The organism is Microbacterium paludicola (assembly GCF_039529675.1).
Classification (GTDB): domain Bacteria; phylum Actinomycetota; class Actinomycetes; order Actinomycetales; family Microbacteriaceae; genus Microbacterium; species Microbacterium paludicola.
The window spans coordinates 26,536-44,155 of record NZ_BAAANG010000019.1 but is presented as its reverse complement, the minus strand read 5'-3'; the positions used below and the strand labels follow the sequence as shown (position 1 = coordinate 44,155).

Annotated in this window: 18 protein-coding genes and 1 tRNA gene; 4 read left to right on the top strand and 15 right to left on the bottom strand. The window is 70.4% G+C overall.

The features are described from left to right. The first annotated feature begins 27 nt into the window (after positions 1 to 27). A complete protein-coding gene (locus tag ABD161_RS09860; RefSeq protein ID WP_344002026.1) occupies positions 28 to 393 on the top strand; it encodes a DUF2200 domain-containing protein in 366 nt (121 codons plus the stop codon). Between the two features lie 63 nt (positions 394 to 456). Beyond that, positions 457 to 735: a hypothetical protein gene (locus tag ABD161_RS09855; RefSeq protein WP_228066455.1), complete on the top strand. Its 279-nt coding sequence runs from the start codon at positions 457 to 459 to the stop codon at positions 733 to 735. Positions 736 to 799: 64 nt separating this feature from the next. Here the strand turns inward: ABD161_RS09855 and ABD161_RS09850 are convergent. From ABD161_RS09850 to rplU, 10 genes are all read right to left on the bottom strand, one after another. Then, a tRNA-Ala gene (locus ABD161_RS09850) sits at positions 800 to 875 on the bottom strand. A gap of 72 nt (positions 876 to 947) precedes the next feature. Next, entirely contained in the window at positions 948 to 1,334 is a 387-nt protein-coding gene (gene rsfS / locus ABD161_RS09845; protein ID WP_135112241.1) for a ribosome silencing factor, read from the bottom strand. Further along, on the bottom strand, positions 1,334 to 2,575 hold the full coding sequence (locus ABD161_RS09840; protein ID WP_344002020.1) for a hypothetical protein: 1,242 nt from the start codon (positions 2,573 to 2,575) through the stop codon (positions 1,334 to 1,336). Before ABD161_RS09840 ends, rsfS begins: the two co-directional genes overlap by 1 nt. Further along, a complete protein-coding gene (gene nadD / locus ABD161_RS09835; protein WP_425560872.1) occupies positions 2,572 to 3,171 on the bottom strand; it encodes a nicotinate-nucleotide adenylyltransferase in 600 nt (199 codons plus the stop codon). Before nadD ends, ABD161_RS09840 begins: the two co-directional genes overlap by 4 nt. Positions 3,172 to 3,217: 46 nt before the next feature. Then, the gene (locus ABD161_RS09830; protein ID WP_135112235.1) at positions 3,218 to 3,439 is read right to left on the bottom strand and encodes a hypothetical protein; all 222 of its coding nucleotides are present in this window, start codon (positions 3,437 to 3,439) and stop codon (positions 3,218 to 3,220) included. Positions 3,440 to 3,498: 59 nt separating this feature from the next. Then, on the bottom strand, positions 3,499 to 4,776 hold the full coding sequence (locus ABD161_RS09825) for a glutamate-5-semialdehyde dehydrogenase (protein ID WP_344002013.1): 1,278 nt from the start codon (positions 4,774 to 4,776) through the stop codon (positions 3,499 to 3,501). Between the two features lie 67 nt (positions 4,777 to 4,843). Continuing rightward, a complete protein-coding gene (gene proB, locus ABD161_RS09820) occupies positions 4,844 to 5,656 on the bottom strand; it encodes a glutamate 5-kinase (RefSeq protein ID WP_344002010.1) in 813 nt (270 codons plus the stop codon). Beyond that, on the bottom strand, positions 5,653 to 7,179 hold the full coding sequence (gene obgE, locus ABD161_RS09815) for a GTPase ObgE (protein ID WP_344002006.1): 1,527 nt from the start codon (positions 7,177 to 7,179) through the stop codon (positions 5,653 to 5,655). Before obgE ends, proB begins: the two co-directional genes overlap by 4 nt. Before the next feature lie 84 nt (positions 7,180 to 7,263). Further along, the gene (rpmA, locus tag ABD161_RS09810; protein WP_135112227.1) at positions 7,264 to 7,518 is read right to left on the bottom strand and encodes a 50S ribosomal protein L27; all 255 of its coding nucleotides are present in this window, start codon (positions 7,516 to 7,518) and stop codon (positions 7,264 to 7,266) included. A 19-nt stretch (positions 7,519 to 7,537) separates the two neighbouring features. Further along, positions 7,538 to 7,846, bottom strand: coding sequence for a 50S ribosomal protein L21 (rplU, locus tag ABD161_RS09805; RefSeq protein ID WP_135112225.1), 309 nt, complete (start codon positions 7,844 to 7,846; stop codon positions 7,538 to 7,540). A gap of 228 nt (positions 7,847 to 8,074) precedes the next feature. On the opposite strand from rplU, the gene ABD161_RS09800 reads away from it, so the two are divergent. After that, positions 8,075 to 8,347 carry a DUF4031 domain-containing protein gene (locus ABD161_RS09800; protein ID WP_344002001.1) on the top strand — a complete coding sequence of 91 codons (273 nt, stop codon included), beginning with the start codon at positions 8,075 to 8,077 and terminating at the stop codon, positions 8,345 to 8,347. A gap of 88 nt (positions 8,348 to 8,435) precedes the next feature. Here the strand turns inward: ABD161_RS09800 and ABD161_RS09795 are convergent, their stop codons facing one another. Next, complete coding sequence (locus ABD161_RS09795) at positions 8,436 to 11,009, bottom strand: Rne/Rng family ribonuclease (RefSeq protein WP_344001998.1); 2,574 nt, start codon at positions 11,007 to 11,009, stop codon at positions 8,436 to 8,438. A 264-nt stretch (positions 11,010 to 11,273) separates the two neighbouring features. Here ABD161_RS09795 and ABD161_RS09790 point away from each other — a divergent pair, with 264 nt between their 5' ends. Further along, positions 11,274 to 11,861 (top strand): vitamin K epoxide reductase family protein, encoded by a 588-nt coding sequence (locus tag ABD161_RS09790; RefSeq protein ID WP_344001995.1) that lies wholly within the window; start codon positions 11,274 to 11,276, stop codon positions 11,859 to 11,861. A gap of 170 nt (positions 11,862 to 12,031) precedes the next feature. Here the strand turns inward: ABD161_RS09790 and ndk are convergent, their stop codons facing one another. The 4 genes from ndk to ileS are packed head-to-tail and all read right to left on the bottom strand — an operon-like array spanning position 12,032 to position 17,601. Further along, a complete protein-coding gene (ndk, locus tag ABD161_RS09785) occupies positions 12,032 to 12,448 on the bottom strand; it encodes a nucleoside-diphosphate kinase (RefSeq protein WP_135112217.1) in 417 nt (138 codons plus the stop codon). Between the two features lie 49 nt (positions 12,449 to 12,497). Beyond that, on the bottom strand, positions 12,498 to 12,896 hold the full coding sequence (locus tag ABD161_RS09780) for a DUF4233 domain-containing protein (RefSeq protein WP_344001990.1): 399 nt from the start codon (positions 12,894 to 12,896) through the stop codon (positions 12,498 to 12,500). Beyond that, positions 12,893 to 14,278 carry a bifunctional folylpolyglutamate synthase/dihydrofolate synthase gene (locus ABD161_RS09775; RefSeq protein ID WP_233441051.1) on the bottom strand — a complete coding sequence of 462 codons (1,386 nt, stop codon included), beginning with the start codon at positions 14,276 to 14,278 and terminating at the stop codon, positions 12,893 to 12,895. Before ABD161_RS09775 ends, ABD161_RS09780 begins: the two co-directional genes overlap by 4 nt. Further along, the gene (ileS, locus tag ABD161_RS09770) at positions 14,275 to 17,601 is read right to left on the bottom strand and encodes an isoleucine--tRNA ligase (protein WP_344001986.1); all 3,327 of its coding nucleotides are present in this window, start codon (positions 17,599 to 17,601) and stop codon (positions 14,275 to 14,277) included. The genes ABD161_RS09775 and ileS overlap by 4 nt, the downstream gene beginning before the upstream one ends. Between the last annotated feature and the right edge of the window lie 19 nt (positions 17,602 to 17,620).

Here is a 17,620-nt window from a genome sequence, read left to right as displayed (position 1 = left end):
GGCCGTAGGGCGGCGTAAACTCGCGGCATGGCCACGCGAGAGCAGAACCAGGAGCGCCTGTTCAAGACTGCCGTCTCCGCTGTCTACCCGATGTACGTCGAGAAGGTGGAGCGGAAGGGCCGCACGAAGGCCGAGCTCGACGAGGTCATCGAATGGCTCACCGGCTTCGACCAGGGCGAACTCGCGGCCCACCTCGAGGCGGGCACGACGTTCCGCGACTTCTTCACACGCGCCGACATCAATCCGCTGGCGTCGCAGATCACCGGCGTCATCTGCGGAATGCGGGTCGAGGAGATCGACGACCCGCTGATGCAGAGGCTCCGCTACCTCGACAAGCTCGTGGACGAGCTTGCCCGGGGCAAGGCGATGGAGAAGGTGCTCCGCGCCGTGTGACCCCTTCGCGGGCGGAATGCAAGCCCCGTTCGCCATTGCGTCGCTCGTCTTATGGTTGCAGTCATGACCGACATCCAGCTGATGCAGCGCGTCGAGGTGTCCATCAATGGCACAGCACACCTTCTCGCCCAGGGACAGCAGCTCACCGCGCTCAAGGAGCGGGTCGAGGAGGCCGTACAGGCCGGCGGAAGATTCATCGACTTCACCGTCGTCGGCAATCGCTCCGTCAGCGTGCTGATCACTCCCGCTGCACAGGTCGTCTTCTCGGTCGAGACCGTGCAGTACGACCCGCGCGACGACGGCGACGAGGCCCACCCGTACGGCGGCATCTTCGACTTCTAGGTCGTTGTCGCACACGCCGGGAACGAGAAAACCCCCGGGGAGACCGGGGGTTTCTTCGTGTCGTTGGTGGATCTGAGGGGACTCGAACCCCTGACCCCCTGCATGCCATGCAGGTGCGCTACCAGCTGCGCCACAGACCCAGGTGCTGTCCGGGTAGAAGCCCCGGACAACTCCATAAGCTTACAACAGGAGTACGCGGAGGTGAAATCCGGTCACTCCGCCGGGCGCGTCGAGGCTTCGGGAGCCGCGACCGTGACGGGCAGCACCGGGCAGTCCTTCCACAGGCGCTCGAGCGCGTAGAACGCCCGCTCCTCCTGGTGGAAGGCGTGCACGACGAGATCGCCGAAGTCGAGCAGGACCCAGCGCGACTCAGCGCGGCCCTCGCGGCGCAGCCGCTTGTAGCCTGCCTCGTTGAGCTTGTCCTCGATCTCGTCGGCGATCGCCGCGACGTTGCGCTCGCTGCGTCCCGTCACGAGGAGGAAGACGTCGACGAGTGGCAGCGGCTCGGAGACGTCGAGGGCGACGAGGTCCTCGCCGCCCTTCGAATCGGCCGCCGCGGCGGCGATCTCGAGCATGCGCAATGAATCGGCAGAGGCCATCAGCCAAGAACTCCTGTTGTGAATGCGGCGACCACCACGCCGATGAGAGCGATGCCCAGCACACCCGCCGCGATGCCGAGGATCAGGGTCAGGCGGTGCGACTTCTCCGGTGCCGGCGGGCGGATCACCTCCGCTGGGCTCTTCGAAGTGCTCACCGCGTCGCTCGCGGAGATCGGGGTCGGCGACGACGCGAGCGGCAGCTCGCCGTCGATCAGCACGACATCCACTTCCTTGCCGTCGGTGGTGCCGGCGGCGTGACCGCGCGACCCGAACCCGTCGGGAAGCGCGTGAGTGCTGGTGACGAGGATCTCCCCCGTCGCGTCGATCGGCGCGGACAGCGGGATCGCCCCGGGGTCGGTCGCCAGGATGAGCGTGCTGCCCGCCGTGGACGTGCCGCTCGAGTCGGACGACTGGGTCAGGATCTCCTCGAAGCTCGCCGCGGTGGGCGTGGCGGGAGCCGGTGCTCGCAGCACGGTGGAGCCGAACGCCGGCGCGACCGTGGGGCGCTCCTCCTCGACACCGTCGGCCGGTGCGTCCTCGGCGACGAACACCGTCTGCACGGCCGCGTCCGCGAACTCGTCCTCGGGTCGGGCCTGCTCCGCCTCCTTCTCGGGGGCGGCGTCCTCGTACACCAGCTCGGCCACCGGCACCTCGGCGCCTGCGGGCTCCGTCTGCTCGGAGGGCTGGGGATCGTCGTCCTGCTCGGCCGCGGGCTGCTCGAACGGCACCTCGACGACCTCGTAGACAACGGAGGTCTCGTTCTCGCCGACGATCTTCGTCTCGATGGCGGCGACATGCGGCTCGAAGGCGAGCGGCGCATCCTCGTCGGCGGGAGGGATCACGGCCATCTGGTTTGTGCGCAGCCGCTCCTGCTCGCGCACCTCGCGGCGCGTCAGGGGGCGACCGCCGGCGACGGGCCACCCGGGCGCCGAGGACTCCTCGGCTGCCGCCTCCAGCGCCGCTGCCTCCTCGGCGGGACCAGGCTCCTCGTCAGGAGCTGCCTCCTCTGCCCGAGCGGCCTCGGGCGCGACGGGCTCCGCGACATCCTGAGCGGGTGCCGGGGCCTCGGGGGTCTCCGTCTCGACGACCTCGGGCGCTGCTTCGGCGTGAGCCTCCGCGGCACCTCGGGCGTCGTTTGCGGCCTGGATCTCCGGCGTGATCACGGGCGTCTGGCCGGTCAGTTTCAGCTCGCGCAGCTGCCGGCGCGTCAGCGGCTGCGACGGCTCGTCCGGTGTGCTCATTTCGACTCGCTCCGCTCGCTCAATGCGACGCATGCGCTTTCGCTCCGATACAGATGATGCTTCGCGATGTACTGCACGACCCCGTCAGGCACGAGGTACCAGACCGGGAAGCCACGACTCACGCGGTCACGGCAGTCCGTCGATGAGATCGCCAGTGCGGGGATCTCGAGCTGGCTCACTTCCGTGGTCGGCAGCCCCGCGAGGTCGAGCACGTGGCCCGGCCGGGACACGGCCACGAAGTGCGCGAGATCCCACAGTTCATCGTGGTCTCTCCAGCTGAGAATCTGCGCCACGGCGTCGGCGCCGCTGATGAAGAACAGCTCGGCGTCCGGCCGCTGCGCCTTCAGGTCGCGGAGTGTGTCGACCGTGTAGGTGAGCCCTTCGCGATCGACGTCGACCCGGCTCACGGTGAAGCGAGGGTTCGAGGCGGTGGCGATGACCGTCATCTCGTACCGCTGTTCGGCGGGCGAGACGCCCTGCTTCTGCCACGGCTTGCCGGTCGGCACGAAGACGACCTCGTCCAGGTCGAACGACTGCGCCACCTCGCTCGCGGCCACGAGGTGACCATGATGGATGGGATCGAACGTCCCACCCATCACCCCGATACGCGGAGGCCTCGCCTGCACCGTCACCTGGGACGACCTAGTGGCCGTGGCCCGTCTCGTGCTCGGAGTGGCCGGCAGATGCGTGCACCTCTGCCGGGTCGGCGTGACGGTTCGCCACGTTGCGGTACGACGCCGTGACGATCGCGAGCAGCGTGAAGACGACAGCCGCGATCACAAAGGCCGGCAAGGTCGCCAGCATCGGGTTGCCGTGGTGTTCCGTCTCGGCGGCGGCGGCGACAAGCGCTGCGGCGAGGTGCATTCGTGCTCCGTTCAAGGTTCTGGCACGGGTGATGAGAACGTGCCGTCCCAGCTTATCTCTCAGATGCGGACCTGACCGGAGCCACGACCGAGCCACTTCGTGCTCGTCAGCTCCGGAAGGCCCATCGGACCGCGGGCGTGAAGCTTCTGGGTCGAGATGCCGACCTCGGCGCCGAACCCGAACTCCGAGCCGTCGGTGAATCGCGTCGACGCGTTCGCCAGCACCACGGCGGAGTCGACCTCGGCGAGGAAGCGCTCGGCGTTGCGGACATCCGTCGTCACGATCGACTCGGTGTGCCCTGTCGAGTACCGACGGATGTGCTCGAGCGCGTCGTCCAGCGAGTCGACGACGCGCATGGCGATGTCGAGGGTCAGGTACTCCGTGGCCCAGTCTTCCTCGGTCGCGGGCTCGACGCCCTCGACGAGCGTGCGGACGGCCTCGTCGCCGTGGATCGTGACGCCCTGCGCCTGCAGGGCCGACGCCACGGGCGCCACGAGGCGCTCGGCGGCGCCGCGCAGCACGAGGACGGTCTCGGCGGCGTTGCAGACGCTGGGCCGCTGCACCTTGGCGTTCACGACGATGTCCCGCGCCCATTCCTCGGGCGCGCTGTCGTCGAGGACGATGTGGACGTTCCCGGCGCCGGTCTCGATGACGGGGACGGTCGACTCGGTCACCACGGTCTCGATCAGGCTCGCACTGCCGCGCGGGACGAGCACGTCGACGAAGCCCCGGCCGTGCATGAGGGCCTTCGCGCCGTCGCGTCCGAAGGCGTCGACCGACTGGATCGCGTCGGGCACGATCCCCTGCGCCTCGAGCGCGTCGCGCATCACACCGACCAGCACCGTGTTCGACGAGAGGGCCGCGCTGCCGCCGCGCAGCACCACGGCGTTGCCCGACCGCAGCGCGAGCGCGGCGATGTCGACCGTCACATTTGGCCGGGCCTCGTAGATGGCGCCGACCACGCCGAAGGGCACGCGCACCTGCTCGAGGTTCACGCCGTTGGGCATGCGGTGCCCGCGGACGATCTCGCCCACGGGGTCCGGGAGTGCGGCGATCTGCCGCACCGCCTCGGCCAGCGCGGCGACGCGAGGGGTGTCGAGTCGCAGGCGGTCGAGCAGCCCCGCGCCGATGCCGTCGCGCTCGCCCCTGGCGAGGTCGTCGGCGTTGGCCGCGATGATCTCATCGCCGTGAGCGAGCAGGGCGTCGGCGATCGCGTGCAGCGCATCGGCCTTCTCGCCGCTCGTGAGCCGCGCCGTGGCGCGCGCGGCGTCCTTGGCGAGGCGCAGGCGATCCTGCGGCGTGTCGACGGCGACCTCGGCGGTCTCGACGATGCTCATCAGCGCTGTCTCCTCGGGGTGCGAGCGGCGCGTCCGGGACCGGGCCACTGGCCCGTCCGGATCACTGTCATTCCGTGAGTGTACCGAGCGGCGCCGGGGTCGGAGACGGCTCGAACCACGTGCCGACCGGCCCACCGGCGAGGGCCTCGCCGACGAGGTCGGCGCCCGTGACCAGCACGCCGATCCCGGCGGCCGCGGCAAGGCGCGCGGCGGACACCTTGGTCGCCGCTCCCCCGGTGCCGACGCTGTTCACGACCGTCGATCCGAACTCCAGCCCGCTGAGGTCGGCGTCGTGCGCGATCACGTCCAGCGGCTCGGCGCCCGGGTCGGTCGGCGGTTTCGTATAGAGCGACGCGATGTCGCTGAGCAGCACGAGCGCATCCGCCGACAGCAGCTTCGCCACGAGCGCGGCGAGCCGGTCGTTGTCGCCGAAGCGGATCTCCTGCGTCGCCACCGTGTCGTTCTCGTTCACGATCGGCAGGACGCCGAGATCGAGCAGACGATCGATCGCGCGGCGGGCGTTGCTGCGCGGTGTCGGGTTCTCGAGGTCGCTCGCGGTGAGCAGGATCTGCCCGGCAAGGGTCTCGTGCCGATCGAGGCTGTTCTGGTAGCGCCACATCAGCACGTTCTGCCCGACTGCCGCGGCCGCCTGCTGGGAGGCGAGGTCGATGGGCCGGCCGCCGAGATCGAGGAACGGGATGGCGGTCGCGATGGCTCCCGACGAGACGAGCACCACCTCCGCACCGCGTGCGCGCGCGTCGGCGAGGGCGTCGACGATCACGTCGATGCGCCACGACGACTCGCCGCTGATCGACGAGGAGCCGACCTTCACGACGATGCGGCGCGCGGCCGCGAGACCGGCGCGGTCCTGCGCGGTCACGACGCGTCGTCCTCGGTTCCGGCCTCCTCGGGGAGGTCGTCGCGTCGCGCCCGTCGCACCTCGTCGGCCTCCGCGCGGGCGGCGGCGCGGGCATCCTGACGCGCGTGGTACTGCTCGCGGCGCTCGTTGCTCGTGCGGCGACCGCCCTGCATGAGGCGGGGGTCGGTGCCGCGCGGGGCCTGGATGAGCTCGGCGGCCGAGCCGATCGAGGGCTCCCAGTCGAAGACGACCGAGTCGCCCTCGCCGATGAGAACGGTCGAGCCGGGCGTCGCGCCGGCGCGGAACAGCTCGTTCTCGATGCCGAGCTTGTCGAGGCGGTCGGAGAGGAAGCCCACGGCCTCCTCGTTCTGGAAGTCGGTCTGCTGCACCCAGCGCACCGGCTTCTCGCCCAGGATGCGGTAGATGTTGCCGTAGGTGCCGCCCTCGACCCGGATCTCGAACTCCTTGCGGGAGCCCTTCGGGCGGATGACCACGCGCGGCTGGACGGGCTCGACGGGCTGCGCCTTGCGGTGCTCGTCGATGACCTCGCCGAGCGCGAAGGTCAGCTCGCGCAGCCCCTTGCGGGCGACGGTGGAGATCTCGAACACGCGGTAGCCCTGCGCCTCGAGGTCGGGGCGCACGAACGCGGCGAGTTCCTCGGCCTCGGGGACGTCGATCTTGTTCAGGACGACGATCTGCGGGCGCTCGAGCAGGGGCGTCTGCCCCTCGGGCACGGGGTACGCGCCGAGTTCGGCGCGGATGACCTCGAGGTCGCTGACCGGGTCGCGGCCGGGCTCGAGCGTCGCGCAGTCGAGGACGTGCACGAGCGCGGTGCACCGCTCGACGTGGCGGAGGAACTCGAGACCGAGCCCGCGGCCCTCGCTCGCGCCCTCGATGAGACCGGGCACGTCGGCGACCGTGTAGCGGACGTCGCCCGCCTGCACGACGCCGAGGTTCGGGTGCAGCGTCGTGAACGGGTAGTCGGCGATCTTCGGCCGCGCGGCCGAGATCGCGGCGATCAGGCTCGACTTGCCCGCCGACGGGAAGCCCACCAGCGCCACGTCGGCGACCGTCTTCAGCTCGAGGACGACATCGCCCTCCCAGCCGGGCGTGCCGAGCAGCGCGAAGCCGGGAGCCTTGCGCTTGGGCGACGCCAGCGCCGCGTTGCCGAGGCCGCCGCGGCCACCGGGCGCGGCGATGAAGCGCATCCCCGGCTCGATCATGTCGACGAGCACCTCGCCCGACGGGTCCTTGACGACCGTTCCGACCGGGACGGGGAGCTCGAGGTCCTCGCCCTGCGCGCCCGAGCGCATGTCGCCCATGCCGAATCCGCCGTTGCCCGCCGCGCGGTGCGGCGAGTGGTGGTAGCTCAGGAGCGTCGTCGTCTGCGGGTCGGCGACCAGGATGATGTCGCCGCCGTCGCCGCCGTTCGCGCCGTCCGGGCCTCCCAGCGGCTTGAACTTCTCGCGGCGGACCGAGACGCAGCCGTTGCCGCCCTTGCCGGCACGCAGATGCAGCGTGACCTCATCGACGAACGTGACCATGATCCCCACAGATTCAGATAGATAGAAGAACGGGACGAGCCGAAGCCCGCCCCGTTCCCAAGAGTGCTCGTGCGCGTCGAGTGATTACTCGCCCGCGACGATGTTGACGACCTTGCGGCCGCCCTTGTTGCCGAACTCGACCGCACCGGCGGCGAGGGCGAACAGGGTGTCGTCGCCACCGCGACCGACGTTGGCGCCCGGGTGGAAGTGGGTGCCACGCTGGCGGACGATGATCTCGCCGGCGCTGACGACCTGACCGCCGAAGCGCTTCACGCCCAGTCGCTGGGCGTTGGAGTCGCGACCGTTACGGGTGGAGCTTGCGCCCTTTTTGTGTGCCATTGCTCAGATCCTCCGCTGCTTACTTGATGCCGGTGATCTTGACGCGCGTGAGGTCCTGACGGTGTCCCTGGCGCTTCTTGTAGCCGGTCTTGTTCTTGAACTTCTGGATGACGATCTTCGGGCCGCGAAGGTTGCCGACGACCTCGGCCGTGACCTTGATCTTCGCGAGCTTCTCAGCGTCGGTCGTCACGTTGTCACCGTCGACGAAGAGGACGGCGGGCAGCTCGATCGTCTCGCCCGCAGCAGCCTGCACACGGTCGAGCTGAACGATGGTGCCGACCTCGACCTTCTCCTGCCGGCCGCCGGCGCGCACAACTGCGTAAACCACTTCACACCTGTTTCATTGGGGAGCCTCGTCCGGCTCCGGTATCTCACGGGAAAGACTTCGCTTGCTCTCGCTGGCAGCGAGGGGCGTCTGCAAGACTTTCGTCGCGGCGCTGTCTGGAGCGCGCGACATACGGGACGCACCAAAGGAATACTCTACCCGATCCAACCTGGATCCGGCAAAAGCGGCGACCCGGCGCGTCGCCGCGTTCCCGCTGGTTACGATCGTGCGATGGCGATCCTGGTGGATGATCCGGTCTGGCCCGCGCACGGGCGCCTGTGGGCGCACCTCGTGAGCGACTCGGATCTCGCCGAGCTTCACGCGTTCGCGGCGGCGCAGGACGTGCCGCCGCGCTCGTTCGACCGCGACCACTACGACGTGCCGCAGGATGCCGTCCCGCGGCTGATCGCCGCCGGCGCCCGGCACGTCTCGGGCAAGGAGCTCGTGCGCGCGCTGATCGCCTCCGGGCTGCGTGTGACGGCGCGCGAGCGCCGCCACGGATGACCTGTACGGCGCGCCAGCGCCGCCACGGATGACCCAGACGACGCGCGAACGCCGCGGGCGCTGAGCCCGCGGCGTTCGACGACGCCGGTCAGTCCTCGGCGAGAGGGGCCGGTGCGACCGGGGTCACCGAGACCGCCGTGCCGGTGAGCGCGGCCGTGGTGACGCGGCGGCTGCGGCTGCGTCCCTGCCCCGGTGCCTTCGGCTCCGGCAGGGCGTTGAGCACGGAGTCGAGCAGCTGCTCGGTCGACGACTTGCGCTGCGGCTGAGCGGGCTCGGCCGCCGGGCGCTTGCGGCGCGGCTTCTTCTGACGATCCTCGCGCGGTGCGCCGTCCTGGGCGTCCTGGCGGGGCGCATCCTGCTTCGCGGGCGTGCGCGGCCCCTCGGGCAGCTCGATGCGGACCTCGGGAAGCGTCTCCTGCTTCTCGGGGTGCGACAGCGTCGACGCGGCGATCTGGGCGAGGGCCGACTTCACGCCCTCGGTGATCACGTGCGTGCCCGCGGTGCTGGAGGCCGCGCTCGAGGGCTGGCCTCCCCCGTTGCCCGACTGCCCGTTCGACGACCCGCCGCCGCGCGAGCGCCGGCCGGAGCCGCCGCCGTTGCCGCCCGCGCTGCCACCGCCGTTGCCGTTGCCGACGGGACGGTGCTTGGCGACGGGATCGTGATGGACGATCACGCCGCGGCCGGCGCAGACCTCGCACGCCTCGCTGAAGGTCTCGAGGAGGCCGAGGCCGAGCTTCTTGCGGGTCATCTGCACGAGTCCGAGCGAGGTGACCTCGGCGACCTGGTGCTTCGTGCGGTCGCGGCTCAGGCACTCGACGAGCCGCCGCAGCACGAGGTCGCGGTTCGACTCGAGGACCATGTCGATGAAGTCGACGACGATGATGCCGCCGATGTCGCGCAGCCGCAGCTGGCGGACGATCTCCTCGGCGGCCTCGAGGTTGTTCTTGGTGACGGTCTCCTCGAGGTTTCCGCCCGAGCCGACGAACTTGCCGGTGTTGACGTCGACGACGGTCATCGCCTCGGTGCGGTCGATCACGAGCGAGCCGCCCGACGGCAGCCAGACCTTGCGGTCGAGCGCCTTCTCGATCTGCTCGGTGATGCGGAACGCGTCGAAGGGATCCTGCTCGTCCTCGTACTTCTCGACCCGGTCGAGCAGGTCGGGGGCGACGCCCTCGAGGTAGCTGGTGATGGTGCTCTGCGCGTCGGCGCCCTGGATGAGCATCTTCGTGAAGTCCTCGTTGAAGACGTCGCGGACGATCTTCACCAGGAGGTCGGGCTCGCTGTGGAGCAGGCTCGGGGCGTTGCCCTTCTCGACCATCGCGTTGATGTGCGCCCACTGCGAGGTGAGGCGGTTCACATCCCGGGTCAGCTGCTCCTCGGTGGCGCCCTCGGCGGCCGTGCGGACGATGACTCCGGACGACTCGGGCAGCACCTCCTTGAGGATCTTCTTCAGGCGCGAGCGCTCCGTGTCGGGCAGCTTGCGCGAGATGCCGTTCATGGCGCCGCCCGGCACGTAGACCAGGTAGCGACCGGGCAGGGAGATCTGGCTGGTCAGACGGGCGCCCTTGTGGCCGACGGGGTCCTTCGTGACCTGCACGAGGACCTTGTCGCCCGGCTTGAGGGCGAGCTCGATGCGGCGGGGCTGGTTGCCGGTCTCGACCGAATCCCAGTCGACCTCGCCCGAGTAGAGGACGGCGTTGCGGCCGCGCCCGATGTCGACGAAGGCCGCCTCCATGCTCGGCAGCACGTTCTGCACGCGACCGAGGTAGACGTTGCCGATCAGCGACGCGTCCTGGCTGCGCGCCACGTAGTGCTCGACGAGGACGTTGTCCTCGAGCACCGCGATCTGCACACGGCCGCTCTTCGAGCGCACGATCATCTGGCGGTCGACCGCCTCCCGGCGCGCGAGGAACTCGGCCTCGGTCACCACGGGACGGCGACGGCCCGCCTCGCGGCCGTCGCGGCGGCGCTGCTTCTTCGCCTCGAGGCGCGTCGATCCCTTGATCCGCTGCGGCTCGGTGATGACCTCGACGACGCGCTGGCGGCGGCGCGGGGCCTCCTCGGCCTGCGCGGCGGCGGGGGCCTCGTCGGCGCCCTCGCTGCCGCCGCGGCGGCGGCGACGTCGCGACGAGCGAGCCGAGCTCGGCTCCTCCTGGGCGGGCAGCGCGGGAAGCGGCTGGATGTCGGGCGCGTAGAAGTGCAGCGCGGTCGAGACCTGCGACACGAACTGCTCGGGAAGCAGCCCGAGGCTCACGGCCGTCGGGCGCTCCGGGGTCTCCGGCTCGGCCTCGGTGGTCGGTGCGGGCTCAGCGTCAGCCGGCTCGGAGCCTGCGGGCTCGGCCTCGCCGGGCTCGGCGGGCTCGGTGGCGTCAGCCGCGTCGGCCTCCGGCTCCGTGGCCTCAGGCGCGTCGGCCTCCGGCTCGGCGACCGCGCGCTCGCTCTCCGCGGCGGGCTGCTCATCGACCGGCGCCGCGTCGGCGGGCTGCTCATCGACCGGCGCCGCGTCGGCGGGCTGCTCCTCGGACGGCTGCTCTTCGGTCGGCTGCGCGTCGGCGGGAGCCTCGACGGGCTGCTCGCTCTCGGAAGCCTGAGCCTCGGGCGCTACCGCGTCCGCAGGCTCGTCGAAGGTGCGCTCGTCGTGTTCATTGTTCTGTTCAGCCATTGCTGGCGTACTCCCTGCGGGCGGACATCCGCGCGTCGCCCGGAAATCTCGTGCGGCTCCGCCTCGGCGGCTCCGCGAACTCATTCGGCCTGCGACCGGCTCATGGCTCTGGTCGCGCGGGGCATCCGTTGCCCCGAAGTCTTCAATCGACGCGGAACGCGGCGCGGCCGCGAGATGCGTCAGGTGTCATTATCGCACCCCGCGCGCGGTAATCGCACGCACGCGCGGCACGACGGCGCGTGAGACCCGGGAGACAATGGTGCGGTGACCGAATCGCCGCGCCGCCCCGTCGTCCTCGCCGTCTGGCTCGTGATCGCCGGAGCCATCGGCTGGTGGGCGGCCTTCTCGCTCACGATCGAGCGCTTCCACAGCCTGCAGAACCCGGGCACGGACGCATCCTGCGACTTCAGCCTGCTGGTCCAGTGCTCGGCGAACCTCGAGTCGGCGCAGGGCTCGGCGTTCGGCTTCCCGAACCCGATCCTCGGCCTCACCGGGTGGGTCGCCCCGATCGTCGTGGGGATGGCACTGCTCGCAGGAGCGCGCTTCGCCAAGTGGTTCTGGCTGCTGTTCCTTGCCGGCATGACGTTCGCGTTCGGCTTCGTCGTGTGGCTGATCGGCCAGAGCATCTTCGTGCTGGGAACGCTGTGCCCGTGGTGCATGGTGACGTGGGTCGTGACGATCCCGTCGTTCTATGCGGTGCTGCTGCACACCATCCGTGTCGTCGGCGGATCCGGGGCACGGCGGGTCGCCGGGACGCTCATGGGCTGGCTGCCGCTGTTCGCCATCGTGAGCTACGCGGTGATCGCCGTGCTCGCCCAGTTGCGCCTCGACGTGCTCGACAACCTGTTCTAGGCCCGTCGGTCCACAGACGCGAGGGGCCGATCTCCTTCGGTCGTTGAGTGAGGGCGTCCACGCCCGAGTCGAAACGGCCCGGACCGCCGGCGGCTTCACGCCGTGGCACGTCCGGACCGTTTCGACTCGTCGCTTCGCTCCTCGCTCAACGAACGAGGAGCGGCTTCAGCTCACGCGAACCAGATCGCCAGCTCGCGCGACGCCGACTCGGGCGAGTCGGAGCCGTGCACGAGGTTCTGCTGCACCGCGACGCCCCAGTCACGACCGAAGTCGCCGCGGATCGTGCCGGGCGCCGCGGTCGTCGGGTCGGTGGTTCCCGCGAGCGAGCGGAAGCCCTCGATGACGCGGTTGCCGGCGACGCGGATGGCGACCACCGGGCCGGACATCATGAACTCGAGCAGCGGCTCGTAGAACGGCTTGCCCTCGTGCTCGGCGTAGTGCTGCGCGAGAAGGTCGCGGCTCGGCTCGACGAGGCGGATGTCGACGAGCGAGTAGCCCTTCGCCTCGATGCGAGCGAGGATCGATCCGGTCAGTCCCCGGGCGACGCCGTCCGGCTTGATGAGGACGAGGGTCTCTTCGGTGGCCATGTGCTCTCTCTCCGTTGCGTTTGTCACTGCCGCACGGGGCGGCGTTCGGTCAGTTCGAGTCGTCGTGCGCGGCGCGCTGTGCGGCGATCCGGCGCTCGATCCGTCCGCCTCCGATCGTCGCATACGCCCACATGCCGCCGAAGACGAGCGCGACGAACAGGATGGCCGGCACCACGAAGGCACCGAGCGCGACGACCACCTGGAGCACCCAGCCGATCACGAAGCCGGATCTGCGCCGCAGCAGACCGGACGTGAGGAACATCGCCAGCCCCACGACGGCACCGGCGACGATCCCCCACCAGGGCGCGATCGGCTCGGGCAGCGCGCGCAGCCCGTAGATCACAAGTCCGGCGAGGAACACGACGATCGCCTCGAACCCGAGGACGACCTGACCGAGCTTCTCGGGCAGGGAGCGGTAGCGGGGGGCCTTCGGCGCGGGCTCGCTCATCCCTTCCACCCGGACTTCCAGTCGTCCGCCTCCGAGAGCGTCAGCGCCTCACCCGCGAGCAGCACCGATCCGGCGATCGCGACCGCGCGGCGCGGGCTCTCCGACGCCCACTCCCGCGCGGCGTCCGCGGCATCGGCGAGGTTGGGGTGCACCGTGGTGCGCAGCCCGGCGCTCTCGACGAGATCCGCCAGCGAGTCCGGCTCGGTCGCGCGCTCCGACTCGGGAGCGGTGACGAACACATGCGCCGCGATCGGGCCGAGCTCGCGCAGGATGCCGATCGCGTCCTTGTCGCCGAGCACGCCGAGCACGAGGCCCCACTCGTCGAAGTCGAACGCCTCGCGGAGGGCGGCGGCGAGGGCCGCGGCGCCGTGCGGGTTGTGCGCCGCGTCGACGACGACGGTCGGCTCGACGCCCACGAGCTGGAGGCGTCCGGGGGACGTCGCCTCGGCGAGCCCCTCGGTCAGCACCGCACCGGCGATCGGCTGCGATGCGCCGCCGATCAGCGACTCGACGGCGGCGATAGCGAGCGCGGCGTTCGCACCCTGGTGGCGCCCGTACAGCGGCAGGTACTCCTCGGGGTACTCCCCCGCGAGGCCCTTCACCGTGATCAGCTGCCCGCCGACGGCGAGCTTGTCCTCGGCGAGGGCGAAGTCGGCGCCCTCGAACGCGATCTCGGCGCCCTTCGCGGCCGCGACGCGGCGGAGCACCGCCTCGGCCTCGGGGCGCTGGCGGGCCGAGACGACGCGCGCGCCGTCCTTGATGATCCCGGCCTTCACCGTCGCGATCTCCGCGATCGTCTCGCCGAGGCGGTCGGCGTGGTCGACATCGATCGGCGCGAAGACCGCCACGTCACCGTCGGCGGTGTTCGTCGAGTCCCACTCGCCACCCATGCCGACCTCGAGGACGAGCACGTCGATCGGCGCGTCGGCGCACGCGACGAACGCGAGCACGGTGAGCAGCTCGAAGAAGGTCAGCGGCTCCTCGTCCTTCGCCTCGAGCTCGGCGTCGACGATGCCCACGAAGGGCTCGATCTCCTCCCAGGCATCCGCGACGGCGGCGTCCGCGATGGGGCGGCCGTCGATCAGGATGCGCTCGGTGAAGCGCTCGAGGTGCGGGCTGGTGAACAGGCCGGTGCGCAGCCCGTGCGCACGGATGAGGCTCTCGATGATCCGGCTCGTCGAGGTCTTCCCGTTCGTGCCCGTCACGTGCACGACGCGATAGGTGCGCTGCGGATCGTCGAGCAGCTCGAGCACGCGCGCGGTGCGCTCCTTGCGCGGCTGCACCCACCGCTCGCCCGCACGCGAGAGCAGCGTCTCGTAGACCGCGTCGGCGCGCCGGCGGTCCTCCGGGGTCCCCTCGACGATGTCCTCGCTGTCGCTCACTTGGCGGCTCCGATCCGGCTCACGGCGACCGCGAAGTCGCCCCTGTTCGCGTATGTGCCCGTGCTCACCACGGCGGTGTGCTCGGCCTCGCCCGGGGTCGACCCGGTCGTGACGGCATGCTCGACCGCGAGGGTCTCCCCCGCCACGTCGGCCACGTCGAACGCGCTGCGCACGGCGGCGGCATCGGCCTCATCTGCGAAGGCGAGGGAGAGACGGATCCGGTCGCTCACGTCGAAGCCCGCCGCCTTCCGGGTGTCCTGCACGGCGCGGATGACGTCGCGCGCGAGGCCCTCGGCCTCCAGCTCGGGCGTCGTGTTGGTGTCCAGCAGCACGAAGCCACCCGTCGGCAGCAGCGCGAGCGCCTCGCCCTCGGGACGTCCGGTGGTCTCGAGCACGAGCTCGTACTCGCCCGGCTCCAGCGCCAGTCCGCCGGCGGTGACGACGCCGTCCTGCTCCGACCAGTCGCCCTCCTTCGCGGCGCGGATCGCCTGCTGCACCTGCTTGCCCAGGCGCGGGCCGGCGGCGCGCGCGTTGACCGTGAGCCGGTGCGAGATGCCGTACTCGGCTGCTGTGTCGTCGCCCAGCGCCACGAGCTCGACCGCCTTGACGTTCAGCTCCTCGCGCAGGATGTCCTCGAACTGGCCGAGACCGGCGTGGCCGGTCACGACCGTGAGCTTCGCGAGCGGCAGGCGCACGCGCAGCCCCTCCTTCTTGCGGAGCGCGTTCGCGACGCTCGAGGCCTCGCGCACGGCGTCCATCGCCTCGCGGATGTCGGCGGCCTCCGGGAACGCGGTCGCATCCGGCCAATCCGTCAGGTGCACGCTGCGGCCGCCCGTCAGGCCCTGCCACACGCGCTCCGCCACCAGCGGGATGAGCGGCGCCGCGACGCGCGTGAGCGTCTCGAGCACAGTGTACAGCGTGTCGAAGGCCTCGCGGCTCTTCGGATCCTCCGTCACGCCCGTCCAGAACCGGTCGCGCGAACGACGGATGTACCAGTTCGTCAGCACCTCGGCGAAGTCGCGCAGGCGCGCGGCGGCCGTGGTCGAGTCGAGGGCGTCGAGATCGGCGGCGACGTCGCGCACGAGGTCGCCGAGCAGCGCGAGGATGTACCGGTCGAGCACGTCGGTGGAGTCGGTGCGCCACTGCGCCTCGTATCCGGATCCCTCCGGCCCGCCCGCCGCGTTCGAGTACGTCGCGAAGAAGTACCACGAGTTCCACAGCGGCAGCAGGAACTCGCGCACGCCCGCGCGGATGCCTTCCTCGGTGACGATGAGGTTGCCGCCGCGCAGCACGCTCGACGACATCAGGAACCAGCGCATCGCGTCGGATCCGTCGCGGTCGAACACCTCGGACACGTCGGGGTAGTTGCGCAGCGACTTCGACATCTTCTGCCCGTCGCTGCCGAGCACGATGCCGTGGCACGAGACGCCCGAGAACGCGGGGCGGTCGAACAGCGCGGTCGAGAGCGCGTGCATCACGTAGAACCAGCCGCGCGTCTGACCGATGTACTCGACGATGAAGTCGGCCGGGGCGTGGGTGTCGAACCAGTCGGCGTTCTCGAACGGGTAGTGCACCTGCGCGAACGGCATCGATCCCGAGTCGAACCACACGTCGAAGACGTCCTCGATCCGGCGCATCGTGCTCTGCCCCGTGGGATCGTCGGGGTTCGGGCGGGTCAGGTCGTCGATGTACGGGCGGTGAAGATCCACCTCGCCCTGCTCGTTGCGCGGCAGGGTGCCGAAGTCGCGCTCGAGCTCCGCGAGCGAGCCGTAGACGTCGAGGCGCGGGTGGTTCGGGTCATCCGACTTCCAGACCGGGATCGGCGATCCCCAGAACCGGTTGCGGCTGATCGACCAGTCACGCGCACCCTCGACCCACTTGCCGAACTGGCCGTGCTTGACGTTCTCGGGCGACCAGGTGATCTGCTCGTTGAGCTCGACCATGCGGTCCTTGAAATCGGTGACGCGGACGAACCAGCTCGACACCGCCTTGTAGATCAGAGGGTTCCGGCAGCGCCAGCAGTGCGGGTACGAGTGCTCGTACGACTGCAGGCGCAGCAGGCGGCCGTTCTGACGCAGCAGACGCACGAGCGGGGTGTTCGCGTCCATCCAGAGCTCGCCCGCGACATCCGGCACCATGTCGAGGAACCTCCCGTCGTCGCCGAGCGAGACGATGGTCGGGATGCCGGCGGCGTCGTTCAGTCGCTTGTCGTCCTCACCGTAGGCGGGGGCCTGGTGCACGATTCCCGTGCCGTCGCCGGTGGTGACGTAGTCGTCGACGAGGATGCGCCACGCGTTCTGCGTGCCCCACTTCTCGGTGTCGGCGAAGTAGTCGAAGAGCCGCTCGAACGTGACATCCGCGAGGTCGGCGCCGGCCACGCGCGTGCGCACGGCCGCCTTCGCATCGTCGGGCGACTCGTAGCCGAGGTCCTTCGCGTAGCCGCCCAGCAGATCCTCGGCGAGCAGGAACTCGTCGCCCTGCGCGCCCTCCTTCGCGCCGTTCGGCCCGACGGGCACCACGGCGTACGTGATGCCGGGCCCGACCGCGAGCGACATGTTGGTGGGAAGCGTCCACGGCGTCGTCGTCCAGGCGAGAGCTCGCGCCCCCTCGATGTCGAGAGCCGCCGCCTTCTCGCCCGTGAGCGGGAACGTCACGGTCACCGACGGATCCTGACGGTTCTTGTAGACGTCGTCGTCCATCCGCAGCTCGTGCGTGGACAGCGGCGTCTGGTCGCGCCAGCAGTACGGCAGCACGCGGTAGCCCTCGTACGCGAGGCCCTTGTCGAACAGCTGCTTGAAGGCCCACAGCACGCTCTCCATGAACGTGGTGTCGAGCGTCTTGTAGCCGCGGTCGAAGTCGACCCAGCGCGCCATGCGCGTGACGTAGTCCTGCCACTCGCGCGTGTAGGTGAGGACGGACTCGCGCGCCTTGGCGTTGAACGTGTCGACGCCCATGGCCTCGATCTCGCTCTTCTCGGTGATCCCGAGCTGCTTCATCGCCTCCAGCTCGGCCGGGAGGCCGTGCGTGTCCCAGCCGAACACGCGGTCGACCTTGCGACCCCGCATGGTCTGGAAGCGCGGGAAGAGGTCCTTCGCGTAGCCGGTGAGCAGGTGGCCGTAGTGCGGCAGGCCGTTCGCGAACGGCGGGCCGTCGTAGAAGACCCACTCCTCGGATCCCTCGCGCTGCTCGATCGACGCGCGGAAGGTGTCGTCCTGCTGCCAGAACGACAGCACGTCGCGCTCGATGTCGGGGAAGCGCGGGCTCGGCGCGATCGCGCTCTGCGCGTCGGCAGCGGGACCAAAGGAAGACTTCGGGTAGGTCATCAGCACTCCAGCAGATCCG